Origin of the sequence: Streptococcus oralis, from assembly GCF_001578705.1 — a bacterium.
GTDB classification, from domain to species: domain Bacteria; phylum Bacillota; class Bacilli; order Lactobacillales; family Streptococcaceae; genus Streptococcus; species Streptococcus oralis_J.
Window position 1 is genome coordinate 303,360 of sequence record NZ_KQ969037.1, and the last position, 26,355, is coordinate 329,714.

At 38.0% G+C, this 26,355-nt stretch carries 21 protein-coding genes, 1 pseudogene and 2 CRISPR repeat arrays; of the genes and pseudogenes, 19 read left to right on the plus strand and 3 right to left on the minus strand.

The genetic code is table 11. From position 1 onward, the window contains the following. Positions 1-684: 684 nt before the first annotated feature. The 16 genes and pseudogenes from cas6 to ftsY all read left to right on the plus strand — a co-directional run bounded on the left by cas6 (position 685) and on the right by ftsY (position 18,330). Complete coding sequence (gene cas6, locus SORDD05_RS01495) at positions 685-1,413, plus strand: CRISPR-associated endoribonuclease Cas6 (RefSeq protein WP_061416780.1); 729 nt, start codon at positions 685-687, stop codon at positions 1,411-1,413. Between the two features lie 9 nt (positions 1,414-1,422). Beyond that, a complete protein-coding gene (locus SORDD05_RS01500) occupies positions 1,423-2,619 on the plus strand; it encodes a hypothetical protein (protein WP_061416781.1) in 1,197 nt (398 codons plus the stop codon). Then, positions 2,620-4,221, plus strand: a complete 1,602-nt coding sequence (gene cas10, locus SORDD05_RS01505; RefSeq protein ID WP_061416782.1) for a type III-B CRISPR-associated protein Cas10/Cmr2 — start codon at positions 2,620-2,622, stop codon at positions 4,219-4,221. Continuing rightward, positions 4,221-5,510, plus strand: a complete 1,290-nt coding sequence (locus tag SORDD05_RS01510) for a hypothetical protein (protein WP_061416783.1) — start codon at positions 4,221-4,223, stop codon at positions 5,508-5,510. The genes cas10 and SORDD05_RS01510 overlap by 1 nt, the downstream gene beginning before the upstream one ends. Positions 5,511-5,520: 10 nt before the next feature. Then, positions 5,521-6,234, plus strand: a complete 714-nt coding sequence (locus tag SORDD05_RS01515; RefSeq protein ID WP_061416784.1) for an RAMP superfamily CRISPR-associated protein — start codon at positions 5,521-5,523, stop codon at positions 6,232-6,234. Beyond that, positions 6,215-6,628 (plus strand): hypothetical protein, encoded by a 414-nt coding sequence (locus SORDD05_RS01520; RefSeq protein ID WP_223327673.1) that lies wholly within the window; start codon positions 6,215-6,217, stop codon positions 6,626-6,628. The genes SORDD05_RS01515 and SORDD05_RS01520 overlap by 20 nt, the downstream gene beginning before the upstream one ends. Before the next feature lie 2 nt (positions 6,629-6,630). Further along, positions 6,631-7,440, plus strand: coding sequence for a type III-B CRISPR module RAMP protein Cmr6 (gene cmr6, locus SORDD05_RS01525; RefSeq protein ID WP_061416786.1), 810 nt, complete (start codon positions 6,631-6,633; stop codon positions 7,438-7,440). Between the two features lie 14 nt (positions 7,441-7,454). Next, complete coding sequence (locus SORDD05_RS01530; protein WP_061416787.1) at positions 7,455-8,654, plus strand: hypothetical protein; 1,200 nt, start codon at positions 7,455-7,457, stop codon at positions 8,652-8,654. Positions 8,655-8,742: 88 nt separating this feature from the next. Then, positions 8,743-9,420 (plus strand): hypothetical protein, encoded by a 678-nt coding sequence (locus tag SORDD05_RS01535; RefSeq protein WP_155718804.1) that lies wholly within the window; start codon positions 8,743-8,745, stop codon positions 9,418-9,420. Between the two features lie 179 nt (positions 9,421-9,599). Beyond that, positions 9,600-10,112 (plus strand): 3'-5' exonuclease family protein, encoded by a 513-nt coding sequence (locus SORDD05_RS01540; RefSeq protein ID WP_061416789.1) that lies wholly within the window; start codon positions 9,600-9,602, stop codon positions 10,110-10,112. Positions 10,113-10,136: 24 nt separating this feature from the next. Beyond that, positions 10,137-10,907 (plus strand): annotated as a pseudogene (cas1, locus tag SORDD05_RS10210) (CRISPR-associated endonuclease Cas1). Between the two features lie 478 nt (positions 10,908-11,385). After that, positions 11,386-11,858: a CRISPR direct-repeat array (repeat unit 25 nt; unit sequence TACCTTACCTATAAGGAATTGAGAC). 87 nt (positions 11,859-11,945) lie between these two features. Further along, positions 11,946-13,421: a hypothetical protein gene (locus SORDD05_RS01555; RefSeq protein WP_061416792.1), complete on the plus strand. Its 1,476-nt coding sequence runs from the start codon at positions 11,946-11,948 to the stop codon at positions 13,419-13,421. Further along, complete coding sequence (gene cas2 / locus SORDD05_RS01560) at positions 13,422-13,682, plus strand: CRISPR-associated endonuclease Cas2 (RefSeq protein ID WP_061416793.1); 261 nt, start codon at positions 13,422-13,424, stop codon at positions 13,680-13,682. It abuts the gene before it with no gap. A gap of 250 nt (positions 13,683-13,932) precedes the next feature. After that, positions 13,933-14,985: a CRISPR direct-repeat array (repeat unit 23 nt; unit sequence CCTTACCTATAAGGAATTGAGAC). A gap of 445 nt (positions 14,986-15,430) precedes the next feature. Next, a complete protein-coding gene (locus tag SORDD05_RS01565; protein WP_061417785.1) occupies positions 15,431-16,222 on the plus strand; it encodes a Cof-type HAD-IIB family hydrolase in 792 nt (263 codons plus the stop codon). After that, the gene (locus tag SORDD05_RS01570; RefSeq protein WP_061416794.1) at positions 16,222-17,040 is read left to right on the plus strand and encodes a Cof-type HAD-IIB family hydrolase; all 819 of its coding nucleotides are present in this window, start codon (positions 16,222-16,224) and stop codon (positions 17,038-17,040) included. The genes SORDD05_RS01565 and SORDD05_RS01570 overlap by 1 nt, the downstream gene beginning before the upstream one ends. Positions 17,041-17,043: 3 nt before the next feature. Further along, positions 17,044-18,330: a signal recognition particle-docking protein FtsY gene (gene ftsY, locus SORDD05_RS01575; protein ID WP_061416795.1), complete on the plus strand. Its 1,287-nt coding sequence runs from the start codon at positions 17,044-17,046 to the stop codon at positions 18,328-18,330. Between the two features lie 44 nt (positions 18,331-18,374). Here ftsY and zwf read toward each other — a convergent pair whose 3' ends face one another. The 3 genes from zwf to SORDD05_RS01590 form a co-directional block, all read right to left on the minus strand. Beyond that, the gene (zwf, locus tag SORDD05_RS01580; protein WP_061416796.1) at positions 18,375-19,862 is read right to left on the minus strand and encodes a glucose-6-phosphate dehydrogenase; all 1,488 of its coding nucleotides are present in this window, start codon (positions 19,860-19,862) and stop codon (positions 18,375-18,377) included. A 149-nt stretch (positions 19,863-20,011) separates the two neighbouring features. Beyond that, positions 20,012-20,752: an amino acid ABC transporter ATP-binding protein gene (locus SORDD05_RS01585; protein ID WP_061416797.1), complete on the minus strand. Its 741-nt coding sequence runs from the start codon at positions 20,750-20,752 to the stop codon at positions 20,012-20,014. After that, entirely contained in the window at positions 20,752-22,200 is a 1,449-nt protein-coding gene (locus SORDD05_RS01590; RefSeq protein ID WP_081102441.1) for an amino acid ABC transporter substrate-binding protein/permease, read from the minus strand. Before SORDD05_RS01590 ends, SORDD05_RS01585 begins: the two co-directional genes overlap by 1 nt. Before the next feature lie 180 nt (positions 22,201-22,380). On the opposite strand from SORDD05_RS01590, the gene uvrB reads away from it, so the two are divergent. The 3 genes from uvrB (at position 22,381) to SORDD05_RS01610 (ending at position 26,354) form a co-directional block, all read left to right on the plus strand. Continuing rightward, positions 22,381-24,369: an excinuclease ABC subunit UvrB gene (uvrB, locus tag SORDD05_RS01595; RefSeq protein WP_061416798.1), complete on the plus strand. Its 1,989-nt coding sequence runs from the start codon at positions 22,381-22,383 to the stop codon at positions 24,367-24,369. A 40-nt stretch (positions 24,370-24,409) separates the two neighbouring features. Then, the gene (locus tag SORDD05_RS01600) at positions 24,410-25,279 is read left to right on the plus strand and encodes a hypothetical protein (protein WP_061416799.1); all 870 of its coding nucleotides are present in this window, start codon (positions 24,410-24,412) and stop codon (positions 25,277-25,279) included. 709 nt (positions 25,280-25,988) lie between these two features. After that, positions 25,989-26,354: a hypothetical protein gene (locus tag SORDD05_RS01610; RefSeq protein ID WP_081102442.1), complete on the plus strand. Its 366-nt coding sequence runs from the start codon at positions 25,989-25,991 to the stop codon at positions 26,352-26,354. Position 26,355 lies beyond the last annotated feature (1 nt).

Consider the following 26,355-nt stretch of genomic DNA (forward strand, 5'->3'; position numbering starts at 1 on the left):
AAAGCTTTGCAAACTAGTTCATTCATTTTCCCTTTTGTAACCAAAGAAAAACATGCATTTTGTCAATATTCTAAACACATTTTTGGAAAAATTTGAAGGTTAGTCATCTTTTGATGAAGAAGTTTAGGTAACTAAACAATTCAGCTTTAAAGTCTTTATACCCAATACTGTGATTGTTGTATAAAATGATTCAAAATTGTTATTATCGTGTGGAAAGTCTTTATCACCATTTGAATGTTGAATACGATGACTCACTAGCAAATTGTTGTATTCATCGTTCGTATATTAAAAATTACTATTTGAATTAAGCATATGATATTGGCTGCATGTAGAATTCATATAATGGTTCAGTTCCTTTATCAGTAGAAACTCAATGCTGATGAATTAAAATATTTGAGAAGTTTAACAAATTAATAGATTGATTCTTATGAACAAACAAACTAACTGCTAAGTTATTCTCGTCTATTTTAATTTTGTATTAGCTAAATCTACCGCAAAATTTTTGAATGCTGAATTATTGGCATCAACAAGTTGTAGCACTATTTATTTGATTTGAAGAGCAAGCAGTGATTTCACAGTTGATTTAAGATGATAAACTGTAACAATATGATTTGACAGCGGTTACAAAAAATTGTAATATCTATAATATAAGAAGACGTATTTTAACTCAGGGAGGAATGTAGGATGCAATTATTAATTGAACTGCAAAAAATTGATCAGTTTATCTTGCCAGTAAACTATAATTACCTTCTTCAATCGATGATTTATAATTTATTGAAAAATAAGGAAGACTTGTCTGCGCAACTTCATGAGATAGGTCATCAGTTTGAGGACAAACATTTTAAGCTTTTTACATTTTCACTATTGCAAGGTCAATATAAAATACAAGGAAAACGAATAGAGTTTCTTGATAAGGTGCGTTTTGAAATTAGAACGATTGATCAATCCATTTTATTCACTATTGCAGAGGCTTTGTCAAATCTAGATGAATTGCGAATTGGTCGAAACCTTGTAAAAATTTTAAATGTAAAAATTGAACAGAAGAAATTAACGGGGACTTCTTATAAGATTCGGATGATTTCTCCCTTGGTGGTTCGTTCTACAGATGCTGACACCAAAAAAACATTGTATTACAATCCGTTTGATACGGAATTTAAGAGCAGAATCATGGAGAATTTTGCGAGGAAATATCAAGCTTATTGTCATAAAGTACCGACAGGTAGATTTGATATAGAGCCGATAAATTTTTCTTTAAAAAATAAATTTGTTACCAAATACAAAGATTATCTCATAACGGGTTGGAAAGGAGAATTTGAGATAAGAGGAGATGCGGAGGTGTTGGATTTCCTCTATCAAGTTGGGCTTGGTGAGAAGAATTCGATGGGATTCGGAATGTTTGTAATTGAAGAATAGGAGGATAAAATGGATATGGAATTTAGGAATTGTAAGTTAGAGCTTGACTTAAAATGTCATGCGCCAATCATTCATTTCCAACCTAGTACGAATGCTAAAGGGGCTACTCTTAGGGCTAGTGAAGTGAAGCCGAAATTTGATAAATATATTTGGACGAAGGAACCTGAGGAACTTGCAACCTATGAACTGTTACCTTATAAGATGAAGTTTATAGAAAAAAAGAAAGAGGTGATAGATGAAAAAGTTGCAGATGAATATGTTGATATCCCTCTCTATTATGCTAAGGACCAAAAAAGAATGGTTATAACTAATCCAAGAATAGTCATTACTTGTTTTGATCCTATTCTTCAGAAATTGATAGTTAAGCATATCAAAAACTTTTTCATAGTGACAAATTTTGGAGCTGCCCAAGGAAAAGGATATGGCAGTTTCACAATTGATTCTGAGAAAAATGATCAGGTTGAGCAAGAAAATATTGAAAAAATCTTAATGGAAGAGTTTGGCTTAAAAACATTATATAAGATAGATTGTAATAAGCTAGTTGGAAAGTTAGCTAAGTTTGAAGCAATAAAAAAGATTTTTAGGATTATTGAAAACTTCTATAAGATTATTAAAGGAGGGATTAATCATAAGGAATATATAAAAGGTTTTTTGTTTATACATATGAATGAGAAGGGAATAAAAAATGAAAAAGTTGTTTTAAAAACAGAAATAATAGATCATCCATACGCTTCAAATCAAAACAAAGTAAAACAGGAACCCAAAATTAATAGCCATAAAGAGTGTTACGTTAGAGCATTGCTTGGTCTATCTTCTTCCTTTGCTTTTAAGGATCAAAGAAGGCAAAAAGGTGGTGCAGTTGATGTGAATATTAAAATTTCACATGCTGATGAAACTATCGAACGTTTCCCTTCTCCTTTAACGTTTAAGGTTATTAATAAGATTATTTATATTATTCCTAAACAAATTGACGAGCAGATATGGAACCAAAAATTTATTTTCACTTATGAACTTGGTAAGGATGTGAAGAATAGTAACGGTATCGATCCGAAAGTTAAACCAGAGGAACTAGAATTATACACTCCAGATTCAAATGAATTTTGTTTAGAAGATTTTTTAGAAGAGGCCGTTAGTTATTATAATAAAGAAGTGAATAAAATCAAAGGTCCACAAATAGTTAAATACCACCCCAAAGGAGATGAATAAATGCAATATGTAGGTATAACAATCGGTCCGATTTTTAAAACCATTGGAGAGGCGATCTCTCCGGCAGGTTTGTGGTTTGGCAGTTATTTTTTCTCAACGGTGACAAAGACGCTCTGTGAAAAACTTGTTGGGATTCCAAATGTTAAGATTTTTTCACCGTTTTATGATTTTAATAGTAATCAAAATCCACAAGAAGATGGTATTGGTCGTTACCATGATCGGATTTTACTTTCAGTTGATGATAATACAGTAACTGAGGAAGAATTAAAGAATATAATTTCAGCAGTGAAGAAAGAAATGGCTGGGAAATTTGGAAAGTTTAATTCAGGGCAGATTGAGAATTTTATTAACAATTATCTGAGAATTGATTTTGTTCTTCTTAATGAAGGAACTATAAACGAAATTATAGGAAAAAGAGAAAAAGCTGGAAATAACATAGCTATAATACTGAATGATGCTTTGGATGCGCTGGAGCTGATGGCAGCGGGTAAGGGAAGAACAGATATGAACTTATTTGCTTCGTTCTTTGCAGGCAAGAAAGGCAATCGGAATATCTATATTAAAGAAAGTAAGCTATTTACAGATACCAAACCAAATAGTCAGTTGGTTATAAAACATCCAGATGATAGTTCAGATTTAAAATCAATTGAAGACATTGCTCTATCTCGAAAGAAAGAGGAAAACTCCTCTGAAGAGATTCCTGATGGTGAGGTAGCACCGACCAGAAGCGAATACTATGCAGTCGTTAATTCAGATGGAGATAAGGTCGGAACTCTTTTGAAAGCTTTATGTAGAGATGTAGATATTTCTGAACAATCTGATAGGATAAACAGTTTTTCGAGGGCTTGTTTAGACTATGCTGGTGAAGCGGCTAAGCTTGTCGGAGATTATGGCGGGATGACTATTTATGCTGGTGGGGATGATTTACTGTTTATTGCTCCTGTTCATTCTCTTTTCTCCTTATGTAGTGAATTGGATGAAATGTTCAAAAAAACATTGAAACAAGGTCTGAAAGAAGTAAATCTGCCAGATGATAGCATCAATGTCAGCTTGTCCTTTGGTGTTGCTGTTCAGTATGTAAAATATCCTCTATATGAAGCACTGGAAAGAGCTAGAGTTCAACTTTATAAGGGTAAAGAAAGCTGCGGTAATCGTCTGGGGATAGAGTTAGTAAAACACAGCGGAAAAACCGTTCAATTGATGGTAGAAAATGAGAAGTTGGAGGCCATAGATAATCTGATAAAATATCGAGCAACTACGAACGATCAAGCACTGGAATCTGTCCTCTATAATCTACAAGATACAGAAATTATTTTTAAGTTGTTATTTGAGAAGACCTCACAGAATGCATTTGACCTTCAAGAATATAAAACCAGATTTTTAAATAACTTTAACAATCCTAACCAGTTGGCCTATCATGACTATCTGGGAAAAATAGCTAAATGTTTCTATGACAACTATTTGAAAGAGTATCATAAGCCAGTTACGAAAGTAAAGGTTGATGGGGTTTGTACAAAACGAAACATAAGTATAGGGGAATACTATACCAAGGAGTTGCAGGCTATTTTATTTTTGGTAAAGTTTTGGCAGGGAGGTAAGTGATGACAGACTATCTTGTGACGTTTAGACCGCTAGGAGACTATTCTTTTGGTTCAGATAGACGCTTTAGCTTTGTCGGTAAAAATAACTATTCGGAGGATGAATACGCTCCTTATTTTATCCGCACTAATCGCGTTCCTGAACAGTCCACAGTCTTTGGGATGATACGCTATCTTATCTTAGTCAGTAATGGGATTAAGCTGAAGCAGGATTTTCAGTATGATGGGAATACGCGAAATGATATCGAAGCTCTAATCGGAGTGAAGAGTTTTTCTCTAAATGGAGGTGTTCAAGATTTCGGAAAATTAGAAAAAATCTCTCCTATCTTTCTTCGTAAAATATGTAAAAATAGTGAGGAAATCGTCATACCAAATCCTTTTAACAACAAGCAGGGGAGAGAGGGGATTGCTCAGTTTGAACCAATGATACTAGAGGAAGAAATTACACTGCCAACTAGTTTTGGTGAAATCGCTCTTCCTAAATCTAAGGAATATAATCCTAAAGAAGGGTATGGAAATGGCTATTATAATATTAATACGGGCTGTCTAGAAGTAATCGAAGATATTTTTATGACTAAGGTAGCGACTGGTGTAAGGCGTGTTACGCAGAATGATCTGGTGAAACTGAAGCAAAATCTTCGAGATTTGTGTAAGTTGTTTGTGAATGAAGATATGAAACAGGAAGTTTCTAATTTAGATAGGAATAGCAATCTTAGTTTAACCGAGTTTATCAATGATTTTATGGATTTGTTAGAAAAGTACAACAAAGGGGAAAAAAATCACTTTCAAGAAGAATTAGAAAAACTATCCAAAAATTTTGATGCTGACCGCCTATTTAAGCGAGAGGTACATCAGCTACATAAGGACTACGAGTTTGGAGTCTATGTAAAGGTTAATGGTGATATTACATTGAAAGACAGTATTGTTCCTATGGGGCAGAAAGGTACACTCTTCAAGGTTTCTGTTCAAAAATCTGAAAATAATGAAAATAATTTAGAAAGTGAAATCACAAAGCATTTCCAGAAACATACTCCAAAAGGGCAAACCTGGCATTACTGCCTCTCAGATGTGTGCCTCTTAAATGATGTGACAGGCTTTGCGATCTTAGAGGAAAAACTAGTTCGTCAGCTTCATACAGACCTTAAGGAAAATCGTCTAAAAGGACTTGATTTACAAGGATCTAGTCTTCTTTATAAGGCAGGGAGCGTCTTTTATGGTGATGGTGCTATTTCGGTAAAAACTGGTTTAGAGCCAGCAGGTTATAATACTATTTATAAAATTACAGGGGAGTAAGGAGTAAAAAATGAAAGCAAAAATTTTTGTCATTGAATGTTTAACAAATTTGCATGTAGGAAATGGAGATGTTAATTTTAACATCATTGATAACGAAGTGGAGCGAGATGTTGTGACGGGATTTCCGACGATTAACTCCTCAGGCGTTAAAGGTGCTCTGAGAGCCTTCTTTGAAGAAAACGACTTGTCGAACATTGATGAAATATTCGGTTCGGAAAGTAGTAAGGTTACTACTTCAGGAGCATTAAAATTTCTTAGCGCGAATCTACTAGCCCTGCCAATTCGCTCGATAAGTGGTGAGGACAAGCCGTATTCAATACACGCTCCGAAAACAGCCTGTGAAGATTTTAACCAAATGATTGCAAATTTTCAATTAGAAGATGTTTCAATAGAAGATATAAAGGGCGGAGATGAGGAGATAACTCTGGACTTAGATAATTCTTGCTACGAAAAATATGGTTTACCAGTAATTGCTCGGAATAGTGTCGGAGAACAAACTAATTTGTGGTATGAGGAAGTTGTGCCCCACAAATCGATTTTCTATTTTGCAGTGGTGGCTTCAACCAGTGAGTCAGAAAACCTTTTAGAGATTTTTACAGATTCGGTGAGAGAGAAAATCATCCAGTTTGGTGCAAATGCTTCTGTAGGTTATGGACTTTGCAAGGTTATTAAAGTGATTTCAAGAAATGAAGAAGGAGCAAACAATGGACAAGAACAGAATTAATCGGTTGCTTCCTATTGCTGTTGAGGTGATTAAAAAAGAGCTTTCGGAGCCAATTCCAAATGAGTTTCGAGGATATATCGCTTCTTTTGGAGCGGCGGTTACTATGGGAAGTCTCCCTGCAGCAGTTGCCTACTATTCGGCTGCATCAAAAAATGCCAAAGAAGATCGTACCAAGCTACCTGTTATGATTTTGGAGGTATTGAAGAAAGAAAACACAGCCATTAAAGAAACCACCTTGTTTGAGTATGTTACATCGTTCAAAAATGATAATGAGAGTTTCGCTATTAAAGAGGATGTATTGCATGCAGCAATCGCAATCAAACTAGGGTTAAACTTGTTTGAAATTGAGTCAAAAGATCAAAAAGTCAAGGAAGACGAGAAAAATGGAGGGTAAGGATGATGTTTAGTTCAAAAAACATGTCTTATATCTACTATCATGAATATTTTAAAGGATTAGAGGAGAGGAAAGGAGCATCAGGTTTAGTTTATGAACTGGGTAGGCAAAAAAAATCTAGTGAGGAGCAATTTCGTGATAGAAATATGGCTTTGCAGGATTTTAAATTTGACCTTTCTCTATCACCTCTGGAGCATTTGAAGAATGCTTCAAAAGGTGTAGCAAGTGTCAAAACCTTTTCTTTGGAAACTATTTATCCTGGTCTCATGATAGGAACGGGCAATCCCCATGATTTGAAATCAAAGGGTTCTATTTATTCTGGCTTTTCTTTTGATTATGTAACGGGACTGCCCTATATACCTGGCTCCTCTGTCAAAGGGATACTGAAAAGCGTCTTTCCTAGGAAAGAAGATACCAAAGATGATATTAATCAACAAAAGATGAAGTATATTCAGTCACTTCTTAAACCAGAACTTTCTGATGAAGAAATCTATGGCTTGAAAGATGATATTTTTGAAGATAATGATGTCTTTTTAGATGCTTATCCAACTTCTAAAAATAAAACGAAGCAACAGTGCCTAGCGTTGGAATTCATTACGCCTCATAGTGACATTATCAAGAATCCTATTCCAATCAACTGTCTGAAAGTTAAGCCTGGGATCTCTTTTGAGTTTGGCTTTTATCTGAAAGATTGTCAGCTTTCAGACGGAGTTAAGGTTACGGTTAAAGAAAAAATAGAGTTATTTAAAAGCATCTTGACTGATGTAGGCATTGGCGCCAAAACGAATGTTGGTTTCGGACAGTTAGAGTAGCAGAGGAAGCTTTTATGAAACAATTTGAGTTGTGGCTGGATGAAAGTGGAAAATTTGCAGATTCTGAGTCTCAAAGAGAGGAAATTTACTCTTTTCTCGGTGGTGTGCTAGTTGAAAAGGCTGCTATTAAAAACTTTAACTTTTCTAGCATTCTTAATGATGACTCATTAAATCATGCGATGAATATGACCCCAAATCAGAAAAAGCAATATGTTATTCCTAAATTGATTGAATTTAAAAATCAGACGGATGCGCGTTATATCTTTTTTGAAAATATTGAGTGGCAGGGAAATGGAGACAATAGACAACTGTATTTACAAATCTTATCCGAGGGTCTCGTGCAACTCACGCAGCTATTAGAGGCAAAATATGGTGATATTAGATTGAATATTATCATTGCCAGTCGTGTAGCTCGAAAAGGTATAGAGGAGCGTGTCCATATTCAGGAGTCTGAATATAAGCGTTCCTTTACAACGAGTTTAAAAACAAGTGAAGTCAGCTATCGTTCTGGGACAGATGTTCAATTTCAGTTGAAAAAAGCGACGGAATCACAAAAGTTAATTTTGGCGGATTTTGCTTCGAATATTCGGCGGATGTATTTGCGAGACCTTCCAGTTTTTCGAGATCAGAGAGCAGTCTTGCGCAATTTATTTGAGGATTCTTATGTATTTTCTCTGTCAACACTGTCTTCAGACAGTCGCATCCGATTTTTGCTTGCTCAAAACGATGTATCAGAAGCTCTGATGGAATACTATACCTCCCAAACTATAAAGACCAAGGGAACATATTTACATCTGATTGTCGACCGAATGAAGTATTTGAGTTATAGAGTACTGAAGTCGCAATTAAAACAGTTTGCTTCGGAGATTTTAGCTTATACAGCGAGACAGGATGATTATGAGAAATCTATTGAGATATTTACAGAGATTTGTGATCAACTACTGCCACTTTTAAGAGATAAAAGGTATCCATATGAGTTGTTTACCTTTGAAGTATTCCTGCAACTAAGCGATGTCTACCTGCGTTCTGGCCGTTCTTGTCAAGCAGGTCAAGTCATTTCTCAAAGTTTGGAATTGGTAAAGATTTCTGAAAATAGCTTAGAAAATCTTTTTAGTCTCTATCGAATCAAGGAAAAACTCGCTGTATTTTATATTGACAGTGGTCAGTATAAAAAAAGCTTCTCACTTAATGGCAGATCTCCGAGTTATTTTTAAAGAGCTGCTAGATTTATTGTTAGCTTATGATTCAATTTCAAATTATTTTCAATCCTTGAAGTCCGAATACTATGGGGATGTTCTCTGTATGGAAATCTATAGTCTCTTGTTTCAAACCCAGCAGGAAGATTTTAAATTAGAGACTATTATCCGTTTATCTGATGAGGGCTTGCAACAGTATCCGAGTTTCCCAGGAGAATTGGAACGCCATCGGCAATATCGTAGTAGAATTGAACTTCTGAGAAAGGATGCTAAAGCTGCGCTTCATTGGTTGATTTTAGCGATTGACTATGATCATAGGATGGATAGTGAGATAGATGAGGTTGTGATTCAAGATTTTTGGGATAGGGTTGAGCGACAAGAGCCAACCATTAGTCAACAGTTCTATGCCATGTATTACTCTTTAATCATGACTGAGGCTTATCAGCAGGATATAGAATTTGCTAAACTACTTTATACTGCCTTTGTCAAACATCCAATCTATCAAGAGTTCTTTTCATTTCACAAGCGAAATAAGTTAACAAAGTTAGTCACTACGGAGAAAATTTTTCATCATCCTATGGAGATAGTATATTGGAATTTTGCTAATTATTATCGTTTTGAGGGAAAAATGGAAGACAGCCTGAATTGCTATGACAAGGCTATTAAAGTATGTATGAGAAACCAAGATAGTTTCACGCTGGAACTACGCTCCATCCCAATCTATGCAGCTAAAATTAGCTGCGAGAAGTTGCAAGGGAAAAATCTAATACTTACGAAAAATTAAAAACTACCCTTCATCAATTGGAAAAAATGATGAAGGGCTATACTGGCAAAAACGATGTTGATTTTTCGGAAACGGAAGAATTGCTGAGGGAATGGGAAAACTTTTTTGATAATCTTGATCAAAAATCGGAGACTATTTCTGATAAGCTTTGGTCTTTTTCTCAGAAATGGAGATATTAAATGGAGTATCGTTTTATTGTAGATGCTGAGGTGGATGGACTTTATGGACCTCTGCTGACCATGGCTGTTTTGGTCACAAAGTTAGATGGAACGGAAGTAGCTTCTTTCTACGGTGGTATACCTAAGCAGATCGCGGAGACAAAAGAAGCCTGGGTGTTGGAACATGTCATTCCCTACATCGGAGCTTACCAAGCCTTTGCTACAGAAGAGGAACTTTTGGAAGAGGTCTGGCAGCTCTGGTGTACTTATAGGATTTCCGCGCGTTGCTTTGCAGATGTACCCTTTCCTGTAGAGAGTCGGCTTTTCCATAAGATAATAGAAAAGGATAGGAAAAATAGAGCATTTTTGGCTCCTTTCCCTATTATTGATGTTGCCAGTCTTTTGTACGCAAGAGGATTTGAACCCATTGGAAACCGACTGGATTTAGTTTCGCATTTCGAAGGAAGACTACATAATGCGCTAGATGATGTCAGACTATCAAGTCGTATCATCCAAAGACTGCTTGGTGAGTGAGATGTTTTCGTTATTCCTGAGACCATGAAGAGTCCAGCTCCGCTTTTATTGAAGCAGTGCCAAGTGTATCTGGACGAGGAGAAGCGTTTGCTGTTGTCCAAGCAGTTTGAATTATCGCATTTTCATAATTTGCGGGCAAACTGTCGCTATTATCTTAAAAGATATAAGTCCAATAAGCTTCTTTTAGCGATTGAGAAAGACTTGACGATGGCGATTAAGGAAGTTCATCGCAAAAAGTCGGTCGATGATTTGATGCTTTTAGAGGCACGGGTCAAGCAGATATACTATCCTATGTTTAATGAGATTTTGAATCAAAGTGGTTTTTCTTTTGTTAAGCGAACCAAGCGGCCACCTTGAGATCCACTAAATGCTTTGATTAGCTTTTGCAATACGATTTTGTATAGTCGTGTTCTGCGCTTGATCTGGCAGGCTAGACTAGATCCTAAAATCGGAGTGCTGCATGCTTCAAATAATCGTCCTTATAGTTTGCATCTGGATTTTGCGGATTATATGAAGCCAGTTATCGTGGATCGAGTGATTTTGAGCTTGATCAATAAACATCAAATTAATACTACAGATCATTTTGAAGAAAGGGAAGACGGATCGGTTTATCTGAATCGTGAAGGGAAGTATATCGTCTTGCGAAGTTTTGAGGAAAAGCTACAGACGAGGCTAGTCATGGGAGGCTCGACCTATACCTATGCCCAGCTCATCCAGCACGACATACGGCAGTTTAAGAGAATATTGCAGCAAGATGGGGACTTGAAACGCTTTAAACCCTACAAATACTATTAAAAAGTCGGTCGATCTTTTCGATATTTTGTATATTTTTAAAAAGCTGTCAACCAAGCGTTTTATGAGCGATGGGTACAAAAAGATCGACCGACTTTTTTCATCGAAATCTTGAAAAAAGCCCTATTTTTTGATACAATCAATCTAGAAACAGCGAAAATACTGTTGTTATACCTTACCTATAAGGAATTGAGACGTTGCTTCCTACAACAAAAGCCAGAACCTCAATTCGTGATTCTGTTATACCTTACCTATAAGGAATTGAGATTTGACTGTCTCCTATGAGACTTTTTAATTTCTCCCAGCAGCTCTTTGGTTATACCTTACCTATAAGGAATTGAGACAATGTGGGTCTAGGTAATGTGGCTTCTCAACCTGACGTGAATCGTTCTACCTTACCTATAAGGAATTGAGACATTATCTTTGGGCGACGATCTGAAGTGTCCCAGTGAGTGACTTGAACACTATAAGTTGGACGTTATACCTTACCTATAAGGAATTGAGACGCTTGTCCCCAGAGTCCGTTAGTCTCTGCGTCGAATGAGAAAAGTTCTACCTTACCTATAAGGAATTGAGACTTACTGTAATTCAGCAAGATCAGCAAGATTAATCAATAAACTGTTCTACCTTACCTATAAGGAATTGAGACTTCAGAACCCACATATAGAACTCACCTTTCGGTGACAATCCTGCTTCTTGTTCTACCTTGCCTATAAGGAATTGAGACCTCTTTGCCTTGGTTCATTTTATTTGCAATGCGATGAGCTTTTTGTTATACCTTACCTATAAGGAATTGAGACAAACCAGATGGACATATAAATCCATGGTCGGCCAGCACATGTTATACCTTACCTATAAGGAATTGAGACGAATGTTTAACTATAGAGGGATTAAATATTAAATATTGTGTTTCTAGTTTGAATTTGTTATACCTTACCTATAAGGAATTGGTTGCTTCAACTGAAAAAACTTGCGGGAGCAAGTTTTTTGTGGTATATTGGAAGTGTTTTCATGAGGAGATATTTGAATCGGAGGTTGTTTATGTCTGAGAGTCAATCTGTATATAGTCACCATATCTTTGTCTTACCCTTTGCGGCCAAGGAACTGGAGTCTTTTCCGAAGTCTTCCAAGTGGAAGAAACTCAGCCAAGATGCTAATGAGCTTCCCTATCTAAACTTAGAAGATGCTGAAAAAAGCGAGCGGTTAAAGTACGCTTATCGGCGATATTTCAATAAAGAAGCAGAGGAGCTGATTTTCCGCAATCCTGAGCTGGTCACAAACTATGCTTATACTGGCTTAGAAAAAGGTGATGTGTATCGGATTTCTTATTATAATCAAATCAACAAACTTGAATGTTATGATCTGACGCTTGACTATATCATGCTTCGTTATTTTCCAAATTTAAAAGCAGGTTTCCTGATTTTTTCAATGGAAAATCGTTACTATGATGAATTGGAAGATATTAAAAACATCAACCAGTATGGTCGCCATCTCTATGCTCCTTTTTTGACTCCATTGTTGTGTGGTTTAGTCTCACCAAATAATATTGAACTGATTAAGAGTGAAAAACTTAACGAGCCTCCACAGCCGTGCGACTTGATTTCTTCCTATGGAATCATGTCGGCTCCGAAAGAAATTTTACAGGATTTCTTTGGTTTGCATGAGGAAGCGATATTTCCAGAGGATATTTCGCAGTTTGAGTCTAAGCCTCATCTGGAAATCATCATTGATGACCGGATGTATGTGATGAGTTATATGATGGTTCCTGAAGTAGAGGACTTGATTTATAAAACGGCGAATTGGGCGAATTTTGATGGTTCGGAGCAGAGTTTAGAGGAGATGAAGCTTCTTTATAGCATTTTATATGTTGATAAGGGAGATTCAACGTGTCTGAGTCGAGATATGCTGAAGACAGAGCTGGAAAAGCTTCTCTATACGAGGTGGTCAGCTGAGGGAAGTCTTTATATGGCCAGTCAGCACTCGATGATTTTTATGAGTAGTTCTGATTTTCCAGAGTATTTCCTCAAAGGCTACTTTTTGTCGGAATATCTGGACTTGGCTTTGATTACGCTCAGTCAGAGGATTGGTATTTTGAAGTATTCCAAGGATGCGGGAGATAAGGTCAATGCTAGAGTTTCTGATAAACTGAAGCTGCAGAAGGCTTACACGACCTTTAAAAATCAATTTTTGCTTCCAGAGCTGTGCCCGCAGGAGCAAGCAGTGGAAATCTACGAATTGCTGCAAACCTCACTCTATATCGAGAAGCATATCAATCTCCTGGACAGTCAAATCAGAGAACTGCATGATATCAGCCAGACGGAAGCAAGTAATAAATTGAATGACAGAGTATTAGTGCTAACCGTTTTAAGTATTGCGTTAGCAATTGTTCCGAATATCAAAGAACTGCAGGATAATTGTTTGACAATATGTAATCTGAGTCTGGCCTATTCATCTTGGCTTACTTTGCTCATTTCCCTTCTGACAATTGCTTACTTCTATTTCAAAAAGAGAAAATAAATGTATATTATCTTGACATACGATGTACATCGCAAGCGCGTGACTAAGGTTTTGAAAACTTGCCGAAAATACTTGGTTCATGTGCAAAAGTCGGTCTTTGAAGGGCATATTACTCCAGCCAAGCTGAGCGCTTTACAAAAAGAATTAGCCAATATTATAGAACCTCAGACAGATTCTGTACAGATTTATCAGTTGGAATCCCCCAAATACACCAAGAAGATCCAAATCGGTATGGTAGAATCCAATGACTTTATTCTTTAGGGATTAAAGTGATGTCATAGTCAGTCAATCAATCGCATGAAGTGTCCTCTCCATGCGATTTTTCTGATTTTATCTTTCAAAAAGTCGGTCGATCTTTTCGATATTTTGTATCTTTTTCAAAAGCTGTCAACCAAGCTGTTTATAAGCGTTAGGACAAAAAAGATCGACCGACTTTTTTCATTGAAATCTTGAAAAAAGCCCTATTTTTTGATACAATCAATCTAGAAACAGCGAAAATGCTGTTGTTATACCTTACCTATAAGGAATTGAGACGTGCCATCAATTGTAGGTTGAGCTTCAGCCCATTTGTTAATTTCATGTTATACCTTACCTATAAGGAATTGAGACGCACCTGCTAGACCATATTTCTGCTTCAACTCATTAGCCTTTCTCGTTATACCTTACCTATAAGGAATTGAGACATCTCAAACTCTCTGCCAATATCAGAGAATTTCCAGAAAAAATCAAACTAGTTATACCTTACCTATAAGGAATTGAGACAAAGATAGCTGCAATTGCGGTCATTTTTCTATTCTTGATTTTTTGTTATACCTTACCTATAAGGAATTGAGACTTTTTCGCCGATGGTAATGCCTTTTAAATTTCCGAAGCGTTATACCTTACCTATAAGGAATTGAGACTTATCCATACACCAATAACAGTTCTCTTGTTAGTTGATGTGTTGGTTCTACTTTACCTATAAGGAATTGAGACTTGTTCTAGAGACAGATGAATCATTATCATGAACTAAATTTTTGCGTTCTACCTTACCTATAAGGAATTGAGACTTTTCGCGAACTTCAGAATTTGAAAGTTTTGGACTAAGTGTTCGTTATCCCTTACCTATAAGGAATTGAGACTCTCCTGAATAAATCAGTACAACCGGCTTAGTTTCGTCGTCTTCCGTTATACCTTACCTATAAGGAATTGAGACTATACACACCATCAGCTTTTACACCCATCCAATAGGTTTTCGTTATCCCTTACCTATAAGGAATTGAGACAATAAGGTTGGCGGATGAATACCTTCCGGCAAAGTAATGGGGACTGTTCTACCTTACCTATAAGGAATTGAGACCGTTTGCCATCGAAAAGACGAGTGTAATCAATTACAATTGAGTCACCTTTCGTTCTACCTTACCTATAAGGAATTGAGACTTTATCCCATTCGGATAATCTGCGCACTATAGGATAGTCTAGGTTAGTTCTACCGTACCTATAAGGAATTGAGACTTACACCAGTCTTTATCACAGGCTCCCAAATTTGTACTGTTGTTCTACCTTACCTATAAGGAATTGGCTGTGTGTCTTTGTCTGTCTCCAAGGCACCAAAAAAGCGAGCAAATTCTTGTCTGCTAGGAAGCAGGAGAATTTGTTCGCCTTTTGTTTGGTAGGAATAGTTGAAATTTTTAGAAAACATAACATATAAATATGAATAAAAGTTGTAGGAGAGCTCCTTCCTTTTGTAAGAATTATCAAGAAAAACTCTTTTAGTAGGAGAGTTTTTTCCGTGCTTCAACCACAGATAGTATAGAGCTTAAGTTAGATAGCTGATCAGTTTTTTGTTACTTCATGATAGTGTTGTGAATATTTATTGGTCTATTGGGTTAAATTAAAAACATTATTTTTTATTTCATTTATCGAAAAAGACCTACTATCCAGTAGTCAATCCGACTGTACTAGTCCTTTTTCAGCTTATCTATGGTATAATAGAAGGTAGATTTATCAATTGGAGTATGAAGGATTTTATGATTAAACTTGTAGCAACCGATATGGATGGAACCTTTCTAGATGGAGAGGGTCGGTTTGATATGGAACGCCTCAAAAACGTACTTGTTTCCTACAAGGAAAAGGGAATTTATTTTGCAGTGGCTTCAGGTCGTGGTATTCTGTCCCTGAAAAAGTTGTTTGCAGATGTGCGTGATGAAGTGATTTTTATAGCTGAAAATGGGAGCTATGTTGAGTTTCATGGTGAGGATATGTACGAAGCTACTATGTCTCGGGATTTTTACTTGAGCACTTTTGAAGCTTTAAAGAAATCACCCTATTTTGATGAAAGAAAAATGCTCTTGACTGGGAAAAAAGCTTGTTATGTTTTGGATACAGTGGATGAGACTTATCTCATGTTTAGTCGTCACTACAATGAAAACATTCAAAAAGTAGCGAGTTTAGAAGATATCACAGATGAGATTTTTAAATTCACCACCAACTTCACGGAAGAAACGATAGAAGCTGGTGAGGTCTGGGTCAACGAAAACGTTCCTGGCGTCAATGCCATGACAACTGGTTTTGAATCTATCGATATTGTCTTGGACTATGTTGATAAGGGGGTGGCTATTGTTGAGCTGGCAAAAAAACTTGGTCTGACCATGGATCAGGTCATGGCGTTTGGCGATAATCTCAATGACCTTCACATGATGCAGGTTGTGGGGCATCCAATCGCTCCTGAAAATGCGCGACCAGAGATTTTAGAATTAGCAGAAGCAGTGATTGGCCACCACAAGGACCAGTCAGTGATGGCTTATATGGAGGGCTTGTAATGGCAGATATAAAATTGATTGCACTTGATTTGGATGGTACCTTACTGACAACGGATAAAAGGCTGACAGATCGAACTAAGGCAGTCTTAAAAGCTGCGCGTGATCGTGGCATCAAGGTCGTATTGACAACGGGGCGTCCTCTGAAAGCTATGGATTTCTTTCTCCATGAGCTAGGGACTGACGGTCAGGAGGACGAGTACACCATCACCTTTAATGGTGGTTTGGTTCAGAAAAATACAGGTGAAATCCTAGATAAAACAGTCTTTTCAATCGACGATGTGACACGATTGTACGAGGAAACTGAAAAACTAGGACTTCCATTAGATGCCATTTCAGAAGGAACAGTCTATCAAATCCAATCGGGCCAAGAGAGTCTCTATGCTAAGTTTAATCCAGCCCTGACTTTCGTGCCTGTCGCTTTTGAAGATCTTTCTAGTCAGATAACTTATAATAAATGTGTGACTGCCTTTGCCCAAGAACCCTTGGATGCGGCCATTCAAAAGATTTCTCCAGAGTTATTTGACCAATATGAAATTTTCAAATCGCGTGAAATGCTATTGGAATGGTCACCGAAAAACGTCCATAAGGCAACAGGTTTAGCGAAATTAATTAAACACCTTGGTATCGACCAAAGCCAAGTCATGGCTTGTGGGGACGAGGCCAATGACCTTTCTATGATTGAGTGGGCAGGTCTGGGAGTTGCCATGCAAAATGCAGTTCCAGCAGTTAAGGCAGTTGCCAATGTCATTACCCCGATGACCAACGACGAAGAAGCCGTTGCCTGGGCTATCGAACAATATGTGCTAAAGGAGAATTAGAATATGGGATTATTTGACCGTTTATTCGGGAAAAAAGAAGAGCCGAAAATCGAAGATATTGTAAAAGAAGCTCTGGAAAATCTTGATTTGTCAGAAGAGATTGAAGAAAATCAAACGGCTGATGAAGAAACAAGTCAGGAAGAGACAGCAAGAGACAAAGTGGAAGAAACACTTGCTCAGGTCTTGATAGAAGAAGTGATTCAGCCAGAAGCAGTCGAGGAAATGGCTCAAGAAGAGGTTGAGCTAGAAGTTGATGAGACAGAGCAAAGCCAAGAGGCAGAAGAAGTTCTTGAAGAAGAGAACTTAGAAACAGAAGAAGAGCTAGCGTCTGAAGTAGTAGAAGAAGAACTTCCCCAACCTGAAGAAACCGTTCAGGAAAAATATGACCGCAGTCTCAAGAAAACCCGTACAGGATTCGGTGCTCGTTTGAATGCTTTCTTTGCCAACTTCCGCTCTGTCGATGAAAACTTCTTCGAAGAATTGGAAGAACTGCTCATCATGAGCGACGTCGGTGTGCAGGTCGCTTCAAACTTAACAGAAGAACTACGCTATGAAGCTAAACTCGAAAACGCTAAGAAACCGGACGCACTTCGCCGTGTCATTATCGAGAAATTAGTTGAACTCTATGAGAAGGATGACAACTACGACGAACAAATCCATTTCCAAGAAGGCTTGACAGTCATGCTCTTTGTTGGTGTTAACGGTGTTGGGAAGACAACTTCTATCGGGAAACTAGCTCACCGCTACAAACAAGCTGGCAAGAAAGTCATGCTGGTTGCGGCAGATACCTTCCGTGCAGGGGCAGTGGCCCAGCTAGCTGAATGGGGTCGCCGTGTGGATGTTCCTGTTGTGACGGGGCCTGAAAAGGCTGATCCAGCAAGTGTGGTCTTTGATGGCATGGAACGTGCTGTAGCTGAAGGGATTGATATCCTTATGATTGATACAGCAGGTCGTCTGCAAAACAAAGACAACCTTATGGCCGAGTTGGAAAAGATTGGTCGTATTATCAAGCGTGTCGTTCCAGAAGCACCCCATGAAACCTTCCTGGCACTCGATGCTTCAACTGGACAGAATGCCCTGGTACAAGCTAAGGAATTTTCTAAGATAACACCATTGACAGGAATTGTTTTGACAAAAATTGACGGTACTGCCCGAGGTGGTGTTGTACTAGCCATCCGCGAAGAACTTAATATCCCTGTAAAATTGATTGGTTTCGGTGAAAAAATCGATGATATCGGGGAATTTAACTCAGAAAACTTTATGAAAGGTCTCTTAGAAGGCTTGATTTAATATAAAATAAATATCCTGCAAGTCAATCTTGCAGGATATTTTTGCTATTCTAAACGGCCATCTTCACGATAGGCGATATCTGGTTGCCAGGTCCATTTGGCTCCATACTTCTCAAGTAAGTCAAAGCTAGCTTGTGGCCCCATGCTTCCAGCTTTATAATCGTAGAGTGGAACACCATTTTCAGCCCAGAGCTCTTCGATACGGTCAATCAATTTCCAAGAAGCACTCACCTCGTCCCAGTGGCTAAAGTTGGTAGAATTGTTGTTCAAGACATCGTAGATTAGCTTTTCGTATGGATCTGGTGAAGCCCCAGTAGCGGTAGCATCTGTACGATAATCTAAAGAACTTGGTGCCAGGTTAAATTCTTCACCTACTTGTTTACCATTGAGACTAAGAGAGAAGCCTTCAGTTGGTTGGATATAGATAGTCAAGATATTTGGTGCCAAAGATTCTCCAAAGATAGAGTCCATTTGCTTAAAGACGATATTGACATGAGTGCCTTTTTCTGTCAGACGTTTACCAGTACGGAAGAAGAAAGGAACGCCACGGAAACGATCGCTGTCTACAAAGAAGGCACCAGAGGCAAAGGTTTCTGTTGTAGATTCAGGGTCGACATTTGGTTCGCTACGATAGGAAATATACTTCTTACCATCGATCTTTCCAGAACGGTATTGACCACGGATAAAGTGTTCTTTTAATTCTTCCTCACTTGGTTGGTGGAGATTTTTAAATACCTTTATCTTTTCAGCACGAATCTCATCTTTTGTAAAGCTGGCAGGCTTGTCCATGGCTAGAAGAGATAAAAGCTGGAGAGTGTGGTTTTGAACCATGTCACGGAGGGCACCAGATTCATCATAGTAGCCACCACGTTCCTCAACACCCAAGCGTTCCGCAAAGGTAATCTGCACATTATCAATGTGCTCACGGTTCCAAACATTCTCAAAGATCATGTTGGCAAAACGAACAGCAAAGATACTCTGAATCATCTCTTTACCTAGGTAATGGTCGATACGGTAGATTTGCTCCTCATCAAAGGCAGCAAGGAGATCTTCATTGAGTTTGCTAGCTGTTTCGTAGTCTGTACCAAATGGTTTCTCAACGATCAAGCGCTCAAAACCTTTACCATCAACAATGTTTTCAGATTTGAGGTGCTTGGCAATGGTTCCAAAGAACTGAGGTGCCATAGACAAGAAGAAGAGCTTGTTGTGGTCCGCTTGGTATTTCTCATCAAGCTCAGCTTGTAATTGACGTAAAGCAATGTAATGTTCCGTATCATTCACATCATGGCTTTGATAGTAGAAGTGGCTAGCAAATTCTTGGGCTTGCTCGGTACTATCTGCCAAATCAAGGATGGACTCGACAACTACAGATTCAAAATATTCCTTACTCCAAGGTCTACGAGCTGTTCCGATAACTGCGAAATGCTCAGAGAGATTGCCTGATTTATAGAGTCTGAAAAGGGAAGGGTAGAGTTTGCGTTTAGCTAAATCTCCACTCGCACCGAAAATTGTAACAATAACCTTTGATGACATCTAGCTACCTAATTTCTATATTTTTTCCTAGTTGGACTAGGGATGAGATTTCCTCATTGTCATAGTTTTTATTTTATCATAATTTTCAAAAAAATCAAAAAATCCAATACGTAATTAAAAAACTGTAAGGAGAATCTTACAGTTTTGTTTTATACGTTTAAGACCTTGTCCAAGAACTCTTTCAGACGAGGGTGTTGCGGGTTGTCGAAGATTTGATCTGGAGTTCCATCTTCCAGGAATTCACCATCAGCCGTAAAGATAACACGGTTGGCCACCTGACGAGCAAATCCCATTTCGTGGGTTACGATGATCATGGTCATGCCTTGTTCCGCCAATTCCTTCATAACGTTTAGTACATCTCCAACCATTTCAGGGTCAAGAGCAGAAGTTGGTTCATCAAAGAGCATGATATCAGGATTCATGGCAAGTCCACGAGCGATAGCTACACGCTGTTTCTGACCACCTGAAAGACTATCTGGATTGGCATTAGCTTTATCTGCTAGTCCAACCTTTTCAAGCAACTCCATCCCCAATTTTTCAGCTTCTTCTTTGGTCATCCGTTTGTGTTCAATAGGAGCAAAAGTGATATTCTCTAGGACGGACATATGAGGAAAGAGATTGAAGTGTTGGAAAACCATTCCCACGTTCTCACGAACATGGTCGACATTGGTTGACTTTTCAGTCAAATCATAACCATTCACTGTGATGTGGCCACTCGTTATCTCCTCGAGAAGGTTAAGGCTACGGAGGAATGTGGATTTTCCAGAACCAGAAGGACCGATGATACAGACAACATCTCCTTCATAGAATTTAGTAGTAATGCCTTTTAAAACTTCGTTTTTTCCATAATACTTATGCAAATCATTTACATCAATTTTTAGTTTTGCCATTAACGAATCCTCTTTTCTAAGCGTTTCGCTAGTCTAGTCAAAAGCGTGATAATTACAAGATAGAAGATAGCAAGGATTGCATACATCTTGAAACTTTGGTAGTTACGGGCGATGATGATCTTACCAGTTTGGAAAAGTTCCACCAGTCCGATAGCAGACACGATGGTTGTATCTTTAAGAGCGATAACGAATTGGTTGACAAAGTTTGGCAACATCAATTTAGTTGCTTGCGGCAAGATAATCTTACGCATGGTTTTTCCGTAGGAGATACCTAGGCTTCTGCTGGCCTCCATTTGTCCAACTGGAACGGCTTGGATCCCACCACGAACAATTTCAGCGATATAAGCAGCTGCATTAAGTGAGAGGGCAATAGTACCAGCTACAAAGTCATTGATTGGACTTTGTTGGCCTGTAATCGACTCGATGAAGTTTGGAATACCCCAGAAGATGAAGGCTGCAAGAATCATCAAAGGAATACCACGGATAACGTCAACGAAAATCTCAGAAATCAGACGAAGAGATTTGTATGGGCTAACGCTAAACATACCGAAGATAATACCGATGACAATGGCAATTGCAAATGAAATAAGTGCTAAGGCAAGAGTGATTCCAAGTCCACTAAGGAGTTGTTTGTAGTTGTTTTGAAGCAAGCCCCAGATAGTTGTTTCGTCAACCGTACTTGTAGAAGTAGTTGCTGCTCCGCTGGCTAGATACTTATCGAGAATTTTTTGGAATTCTCCGTTTGCTTTGAGGTTGGCAAGCCCCTTATTGAACATCTGGATCAATTCTGGATTGCTGCCTTTCTTAACGGCAAAGGCTGTTTCACCGATTGGAGTTCCAGTGATTGGCGTTTTCAATTTTTGCCCTTGACTGATAGAATATTTGAGAACAGGTTCATCATCCATCACGGCATCGATAGCTCCAGTGTTGAGACTGTCATACATAGATGCGCCATCTGAAAAAGTTTTAATCTTGTAGCCGTATTTGCTTTGGTTTTCAGTAAGGAACGTTTGAGAAGCAGTTCCGTTTTTTACACCAACTGTCTTATCCTTGAGATCTTCATAAGAAGCGATGGTACTAGATTCTTTTACACCAAGAATAGTATTAGCAGTGTAGTAGGAATCAGAGAAATCAAATGTAGCTTTACGAGCATCTGTTACAGACATACCAGCAATGATACCATCTGCTTGTCCTGCTTGAACAGCACTGATTGCTGCGTCAAATCCTGGGTTGGTAATTTCAATTTCGAAACCTTGATCTTTGGCAATAGCTTTAATCAAGTCCATATCAATACCGGTGTACTCGTTGTTTGAATTTTGAAATACAAAAGGTGCAAAAGATGAATCACTTGCAATAATATACTTTGATTTAACAGTGTCAGCTTTTGCTATTCCTAGTGAGAAAATGGGAAATAAAATAAGCAAACATGCTAGAATTTTTTTCTTCATTTTTAGTCTCCTTTCTGAATATTTTTTAATTATAACAGAAAAAAAGTCAGAAGGCAAATTTTAATGATTATTATGTAAGAAGATATGACATAAAAATGTGGGTTTGTTAAAGTCAATAGATAAAGAATCTAATGGAATTTATGGTAAAATAGAAGGATAGAAAGTGTGTACGAGGTAATTATGATTAATCGGATTACAGACAATCAATTTAAACTAGTATCAAAATACCAACCTTCAGGAGATCAACCCCAAGCGATTGAGCAGTTGGTTGACAATATCGAGGGTGGAGAAAAGGCCCAAATTTTGATGGGGGCGACTGGTACTGGGAAGACCTATACCATGAGTCAGGTCATTTCCAAAGTCAATAAACCTACTTTGGTCATTGCCCATAACAAAACCCTAGCTGGTCAGCTCTATGGGGAGTTTAAGGAATTTTTCCCTGAAAATGCTGTTGAGTACTTTGTTTCATACTATGACTATTACCAACCCGAGGCCTATGTTCCTTCTAGTGATACCTATATTGAGAAGGACAGTTCAGTCAATGACGAGATTGACAAGCTTCGTCACTCAGCGACTTCAGCACTTCTGGAGCGCAATGATGTCATCGTTGTGGCTTCTGTTTCTTGCATCTATGGTTTAGGTTCGCCAAAAGAATACGCCGATAGTGTCGTTAGTCTGCGTCCAGGTCTTGAAATTTCTCGTGACAAACTTTTGAATGACTTGGTAGATATTCAGTTTGAACGCAATGATATTGATTTCCAACGGGGAAGATTTCGTGTTCGTGGGGATGTGGTGGAGATTTTTCCAGCTTCCCGAGATGAACACGCTTTTCGAGTAGAGTTTTTCGGTGATGAGATTGACCGTATCCGTGAGGTTGAGGCTTTGACAGGTCAGGTATTGGGAGAAGTGGATCATTTGGCGATTTTCCCTGCTACTCACTTTGTGACCAATGACGACCACATGGAAGTTGCGATTGCGAAAATTCAAGCAGAATTAGAAGAGCAGTTAGCTGTATTTGAAAAGGAGGGCAAACTGCTAGAAGCCCAGCGTCTGAAACAGCGAACAGAGTATGATATTGAGATGTTACGTGAGATGGGCTATACAAATGGGGTTGAGAACTACTCTCGTCACATGGATGGTCGTAGTGAAGGAGAGCCTCCTTATACGCTTCTTGACTTCTTCCCAGATGATTTCTTGATTATGATTGATGAAAGTCACATGACCATGGGGCAAATCAAAGGTATGTACAATGGAGACCGTTCGCGTAAGGAAATGTTGGTCAATTATGGTTTCCGTTTACCGTCAGCCTTGGACAATCGTCCTCTCCGTCGGGAGGAGTTTGAGAGTCATGTGCATCAGATTGTTTACGTTTCAGCAACACCAGGCGACTACGAAAATGAACAGACCGAGACAGTGATCGAGCAAATCATTCGTCCAACAGGACTCTTGGATCCAGAAGTGGAAGTTCGTCCGACTATGGGACAGATTGATGACCTCTTAGGTGAAATCAATGCCCGTGTTGAAAAAAATGAGCGAACCTTTATTACCACCTTGACCAAGAAAATGGCAGAAGACCTGACTGACTACTTCAAGGAAATGGGGATCAAAGTCAAGTACATGCACTCAGATATCAAGACCTTGGAGCGGACAGAGATTATCCGTGACCTACGCTTGGGTGTTTTTGATGTCTTGGTCGGAATCAACCTGCTCCGTGAAGGGATTGACGTGCCTGAAGTAAGTTTGGTTGCTATTCTAGATGCTGATAAGGAAGGTTTCCTTCGTAACGAACGTGGCCTGATTCAGACCATCGGCCGGGCAGCCCGCAACAGCGAGGGGCATGTTATCATGTATGCGGACACCATGACCCAGTCCATGCAGCGCGCTATTGATGAAACAGCCCGCCGTCGGAAAATCCAGATGGCCTATAATGAAGAACATGGTATTGTACCTCAGACAATTAAGAAAGAAATCCGTGACCTGATTGCTGTAACCAAGGCAGTTGCTAAGGAAGAGGACAAGGTAGTCGATATCAATAGCCTCAACAAACAAGAACGCAAAGAACTCGTCAAGAAACTGGAGAAGCAAATGCAAGAAGCCGTCGAAGTACTTGATTTTGAACTGGCAGCACAGATACGTGATATGATGTTGGAAGTCAAGGCGTTGGATTAGTGAAATAAATTTAAATATGTTTAACTAGGAGAATGGAGTAATGAAAAAAGCGTTAGTGTTGAATTTCAGTTTTATCGCAATTATCCTCTCAGCCTGTTTTCTGAGTTTTGTAGTCATTTTAGTAGTTACCTTTCATACTACTTTTTCTGGACCAAATCAAAAAGACATTGAGGCGGCAGCAAGCAGAACACTGAAATTATATGGTTTTAAAGGTGATGTGAAGGTCACGAAGTTTTCTAGATATAGATGGCCTTCTGAAGATTATGAAATTGAATATGATTATACTGAAGAAGTTAGTGGAAGGAAGATCACTGTAAGTGATAGTTTAATATATTTTCCTAAATCTCCAGGAAACTCTAGACGGACGAGTGAAGAACTAGCCTACGATGGAACTATTGAAACGATGTTACATCAATTTTCACATATAGCAGATCAGCTACTCAACCAGAATCCTGTCAGTCTTTCTAACAAAGAAAAGGTAGAGAGTTTTTTCAAGCAATATGAAAATCCCAATTTGGAATTCGTAAGTAGTTACTGGAGTGTCGATACTGAATCTGACAATATCCAAGACTATTATTCTCTCATCGAAAAGAACCATAAGGAAGGGAAATCTTTTCAAGGTTTATATGACCTCCCTATTGATGAATTTTTGGAAAAAGGAATTATTAAAGGAAGTGTTAGATATAAAGACACTGTTTTAGAAGAGGGTGAGAAAGATTATTTTGATGGTGAAGGCGGACTGACAGGATTTATTTCAAATGGGATAGATAATGCTGAGTTGCCAGATGCCTTTTATGAGGTTTCTTACTACTATGGTGCTAAAGGATATCGTTCAGGTAGTGGTGTTTCTTTAAAGATTAAGAATCATAAACTGATAAGTTACGAAAAGAACAGAACTAAGAAATTTTAAATCTTAAAATTTAACTTTGAACCTATACCACCTTTACGTTTTAGAATATATTTTTGAATAGAAAGAAGTTATTATGAAATTGAAAGAGACGAAGTATAAGAAGTCATCGGGGCTAGATTCTCATAAATTAGTAGGGTTCTGTCTTATATTTAGTTTGGTATTAGTGATAGGATTTGGTGTTAATCAAATTTTTAATATCTTACCAATTCCATTGCCCTACAAGGAAATCAATTATAGTTTTCCCTTGTATCTGAATCTTTTTTGTCTAGTTTATAGGGTATTTGACTATTTTTTTCTAGACTCGTCTAGAACAAAGGTGACCCTAAAAAGATTTATTGAATTATTTATCTATCTTAATAGTATCGGTTTAATTGTACATCTTTTTATAGGGGTTAGTGGGAAAAACAGTAAGGGTATTCTGCCTTCCCTCTTATCCTTAGATTACCGCTACATCTGGTTTCCAATTTCAACTTACCTGTTCTTTTTCTCCCTTGCTGGCTTAACCGTTCTATTGCAGAATCATATGGAAAAAATGAGGAATATACCATGATGAAACATTTAACTTTTTTAGAATGGTCTATCTGATTTTACTAGCATTTGTCCTTATCGATTTTGCCTTTCAATATTTGGTTTATCATTCACCCCCATTCTTTGGGACAGTTGGCTTTTCCCTTTAATTTTTACTCTGTTTATTCACTTTTGGAGACCTTTGGTAATTCTTGATCTTCTTTTTGGGATAGTTGGAATACAATTTATTACTATAGTATTTAATACAGGGCTCTTTTTACCAGTTATTTTGGTTATGGCGCATAATATTTGTGATTATTTTAAGAACCGATATCATCTCTTAGAAGGAATCCGTAGCGCTTTTTGTAGTTTCTATATCTGGTTATTTGTAATTGTCGTTTTCGCCTTTACTCCAAATCCTCCTGTTCCAATCACTATTGATTATGAAGTTCAGGAACAAGAAATCGTCATTCAAAAAGGATATTTGCTTCATGAAGTATATTATTACCATGAACGAATAAATCCCTTCATTATGAAATCTAAAATCAAGTACGAAAAAGTCATTTAAT